Source organism: Synechococcus sp. R8-2 (genome assembly GCF_047461715.1).
Classification (GTDB): domain Bacteria; phylum Cyanobacteriota; class Cyanobacteriia; order Thermostichales; family Thermostichaceae; genus Thermostichus.
This window is the reverse complement of sequence record NZ_JANSHQ010000484.1, coordinates 1-3,328: the sequence shown is the minus strand read 5'-3', so window position 1 is coordinate 3,328 and position 3,328 is coordinate 1. Positions and strand designations below refer to the sequence as shown.

The following is a 3,328-nucleotide window of genomic DNA, read 5'->3' as shown; positions in this document are numbered from 1 at the left end:
TCTAGGGTGCGCTGCCGGATGAACTCTGGCGATCCCAGCAACACCATTGGATCCAGATTGCCCTGCACCGCTAGGGATCCCAGGCGAGCCCTGGCCTCTGCCATATCGCTCATCCAATCGAGGCTGAACACGTCGATGCCGGCTTTGCCCACCCGCTCCAGCAAAGCGGCGCTGCCGTTGATGTAGAGGATCAGTGGCACCTGCGGATAGCGAGCTTTCACCTGATCCACAATTTGCTTTTGGTAGGGCAAGGCCCAACACTCGTAATCGACTGGGCTGAGCTGGCCGGCCCAAGTATCGAACAACTGCACCACCTGGGCGCCGCACTCGATCTGGTAGATCACGTAGCGGGCAATGCTGTCGGCCAGCTTACTCAGCAACTGATGCAGCAATGGCGGCTGCGCGAAGGCCAAGCTCTTGATGTGGGCATAATCTTTGGAGCTGCGCCCTTCCACGGCATAGCAGGCCAGAGTCCAGGGGGAGCCGACAAACCCCAGCAGCGTCGCTTTTCCTTCCACCTCGCGGCGCAGGGTGCTGAGAATGGTCTTGATGAAAGGCAGACTTTCTTCCGGTTCCAGTAGGCGAATGCGCTCAATTTGGGCTTGGGAACGAATCGGCGGGTCGATGATCGGCCCCTGATGCTCCACCAGCTCAAAAGGGATCCCCATGCCCTCAAGGGGGGTGAGGATATCGCTGAACAGGATCACTCCATCAGGGGCAAAGGCCCGAAACGGTTGCAACGAGATCTCGACGGCCAGCTCCGGGATCTCGCAGCGCTGCTTAAAGGTGTACTTGCTTTGCAGCTCGCGGTAGGCCGCCATGTAGCGACCCGCCTGGCGCATCATCCAAACTGGAGGGCGATCCAGCACTTCCCCTCGGGCCGCCCGCAGCAAACGGTCACCCAAGTGCTCCGCACCGCTGGCGGTGGAGGAGGTGGCGCTGAGCTGAACAGGCGAGTGGGACATAGGAGGGCAATCCGGCTAAAGATCCTTATGAATCCTGACATTGTGGCGACAGCAACCGCAAGTTGGCGGCTCAGGATCCCTGCAGTTTCTTCATCGGCTGCAACTTGCTGTTACTTCTTACCCTTTTGGCCTCTGGGCTGGGATCCCCAATTAAAGTGGACATGAGATAATGACACCTGACAAGTCTGTTGAAGAACGGCTCGACAAGGATCCCCCCATTGCCGAGTTGAGAGGAAACCCCGCTTGGTTGCCCAAACCTTTAACCTGAAAGCCTACCTGAGCCAGCGTCAGCAACAGGTGGAAGAAGCTCTCTCTGCAGCTTTGGTTCCCGCCTATCCGGAGCGCATTTACGAGGCGATGCGCTACAGCCTATTGGCAGGGGGGAAGCGCCTCAGGCCCATCCTCTGTCTGGCTGCTTGCGAGTTGGCCGGCGGCACTGTGGAGCAGGCTCTGCCTACCGCCTGTGCCCTGGAAATGATCCACACCATGTCGCTCATCCATGACGACTTGCCGGCCATGGACAATGACGACTTTCGCCGCGGCAAACCCACCAACCACAAGGTGTTCGGCGAAGACATTGCCATCTTGGCAGGAGATGCTCTGCTGGCTTTTGCCTTTGAGCACATTGCCAGCCAAACTCAGGGGGTACCGCCGCAGTTGGTGTTACAGGTGATTGCCCGCATTGGCCATGCTGTGGCGGCAACCGGTTTGGTGGGGGGACAGGTGGTGGATCTGGAGTCGGAGGGCAAAGCCATTTCCCTGGAAACTCTGGAGTACATTCACAGCCACAAAACCGGCGCTCTATTGGAAGTCTCGGTGGTTTCGGGAGGGATCCTGGCGGGGGGAGATGAGGAGCTGCTGGACCGCCTGAGCCGCTACGCCCGCGATATTGGCTTGGCCTTTCAGATTGTGGACGACATTTTGGACATCACCGCCACCAGCGAGCAACTGGGCAAAACGGCAGGAAAGGATCAAGCTGCCGCCAAAGCCACCTATCCCAGCTTGTTGGGCCTAGAGGCCTCCCGGCAAAAAGCCGAGGAGCTGATTCAATCGGCCAAGGAAGCGTTGCGCCCCTACGGACCGCGGGCAGAACCGCTGCTGGCTCTGGCGGACTTCATCACTCGCCGTCAGCATTAGGACAGGACAAGGGGACAAGTTAGATGGGATCCCTGGAGACCCTGCTCGCATGTCTGTGCTGGAGAGCCGTATGCTGCAACAGTTGATGGCCAATCATGTCCTCTGGGTTGCTTTGCTGGCCAGTGTGTTGGCCCAAGCCATCAAGCTGATCCTTTCCTATGTGCGGTCAGGCAAGGTTAACCTGCGAGTCTTGGTGGAAACCGGGGGAATGCCCAGCTCCCACGCAGCGTTGGTGACGGCTTTGTCCATTGGGGTGGGGATGCAGGAAGGCTGGGACAGCCTTCTGTTTGCCGCGACGGTGGTTTTCGCATTGGTGGTGATGTACGATGCCGCGGGGATCCGCCAAGCCGCTGGAAAACAGGCGCGGGTGCTGAATCGCCTCCTGGAAGAATGGTTTGAAGAAAAGGGCGCCGACCGTTTTCCAGAACCCTACCTGAAAGAATTGCTGGGGCACACTCCCGTTCAGGTCATGGCCGGCGCGGCTTTGGGGGCAGCCTGTATTACATTGTCGTTTGCCCTGGGAGTAAACTGAGAGCCATTGGGGCATGCTAAGGCAGAAGTACCGCGGGGTGGTCATGGCTTCCAGTTCTCAACCTCGTCCGATCCAACGTTGCCCTTCCTGTGGCAAGCCGATCCCAGCCTACCGGTTCAAGTCTCCCTACTGCGACCACTGCGGTTGGCGGGCGGCTCCGGCAGCGCAAACCCCTCAAAAAGGTGGATCCCTGGGCCAGAAAATCGCAGCTCAGGTAAACGGGATCGGATCCCAAGGTCAACGCTTCAAGGTGCCCCCTCTGCTACAGCCGCTGCTGAACTTCAACTTTTACCTCTATCTGCTCTGGGGGATCAGCCCTCTGTTTCCGCTGGTGGTGGATCGACCCCTGCTGGCCGAATCCAACTATCTGCTCCTAATCCCGCTTTTGTTGAGCTGGGGGCTGCTTTATTTGGCGGTGCGAGATCTGCCGCTGCCGGACAATTTGCGGCTGCCGCGCCTGTTGTTGGATGTATCGTTCCTCCTGCTACCCTTCTTCCAGAAAATTAATGTGTCCAAAGCCCCCAACCGACCCTATTGGAATGCTCTGCTGATTTGGGTGATCGGGATCCTGCTGCTTGCCGCTTTGCGGCTTTGGAGCTTTAGCCTGCTCCTGACGGCGGTGACCTTGCTGTTGACCAGCTTTTGCACGCTGCTGTTCTAACCGAGATCCTTGCAAAGAACCTCAATATTTAAT

The 3,328-nt window shown here is 58.3% G+C and carries 4 protein-coding genes; 3 read left to right on the top strand and 1 reads right to left on the bottom strand.

Features of this window, described 5'->3' with window-relative positions; all coding sequences use genetic code 11:
• A partial coding sequence (hemE, locus tag NW819_RS11365) for a uroporphyrinogen decarboxylase (protein ID WP_414413807.1) occupies window positions 1-845 on the bottom strand: 845 nt, incomplete at its 3' end.
• 363 nt (window positions 846-1,208) lie between these two features.
• Between hemE and crtE the strand changes: the two genes are divergently transcribed.
• From crtE to NW819_RS11350, 3 genes are read left to right on the top strand one after another with little or no spacing between them, the layout of a single operon-like run.
• Window positions 1,209-2,102 (top strand): geranylgeranyl diphosphate synthase CrtE, encoded by an 894-nt coding sequence (gene crtE / locus NW819_RS11360; RefSeq protein WP_414413806.1) that lies wholly within the window; start codon window positions 1,209-1,211, stop codon window positions 2,100-2,102.
• A 49-nt stretch (window positions 2,103-2,151) separates the two neighbouring features.
• A complete protein-coding gene (locus NW819_RS11355) occupies window positions 2,152-2,634 on the top strand; it encodes a divergent PAP2 family protein (RefSeq protein WP_414328881.1) in 483 nt (160 codons plus the stop codon).
• 43 nt (window positions 2,635-2,677) lie between these two features.
• A complete protein-coding gene (locus NW819_RS11350; RefSeq protein ID WP_414413805.1) occupies window positions 2,678-3,295 on the top strand; it encodes a hypothetical protein in 618 nt (205 codons plus the stop codon).
• The last annotated feature ends 33 nt before the right edge of the window (window positions 3,296-3,328 follow it).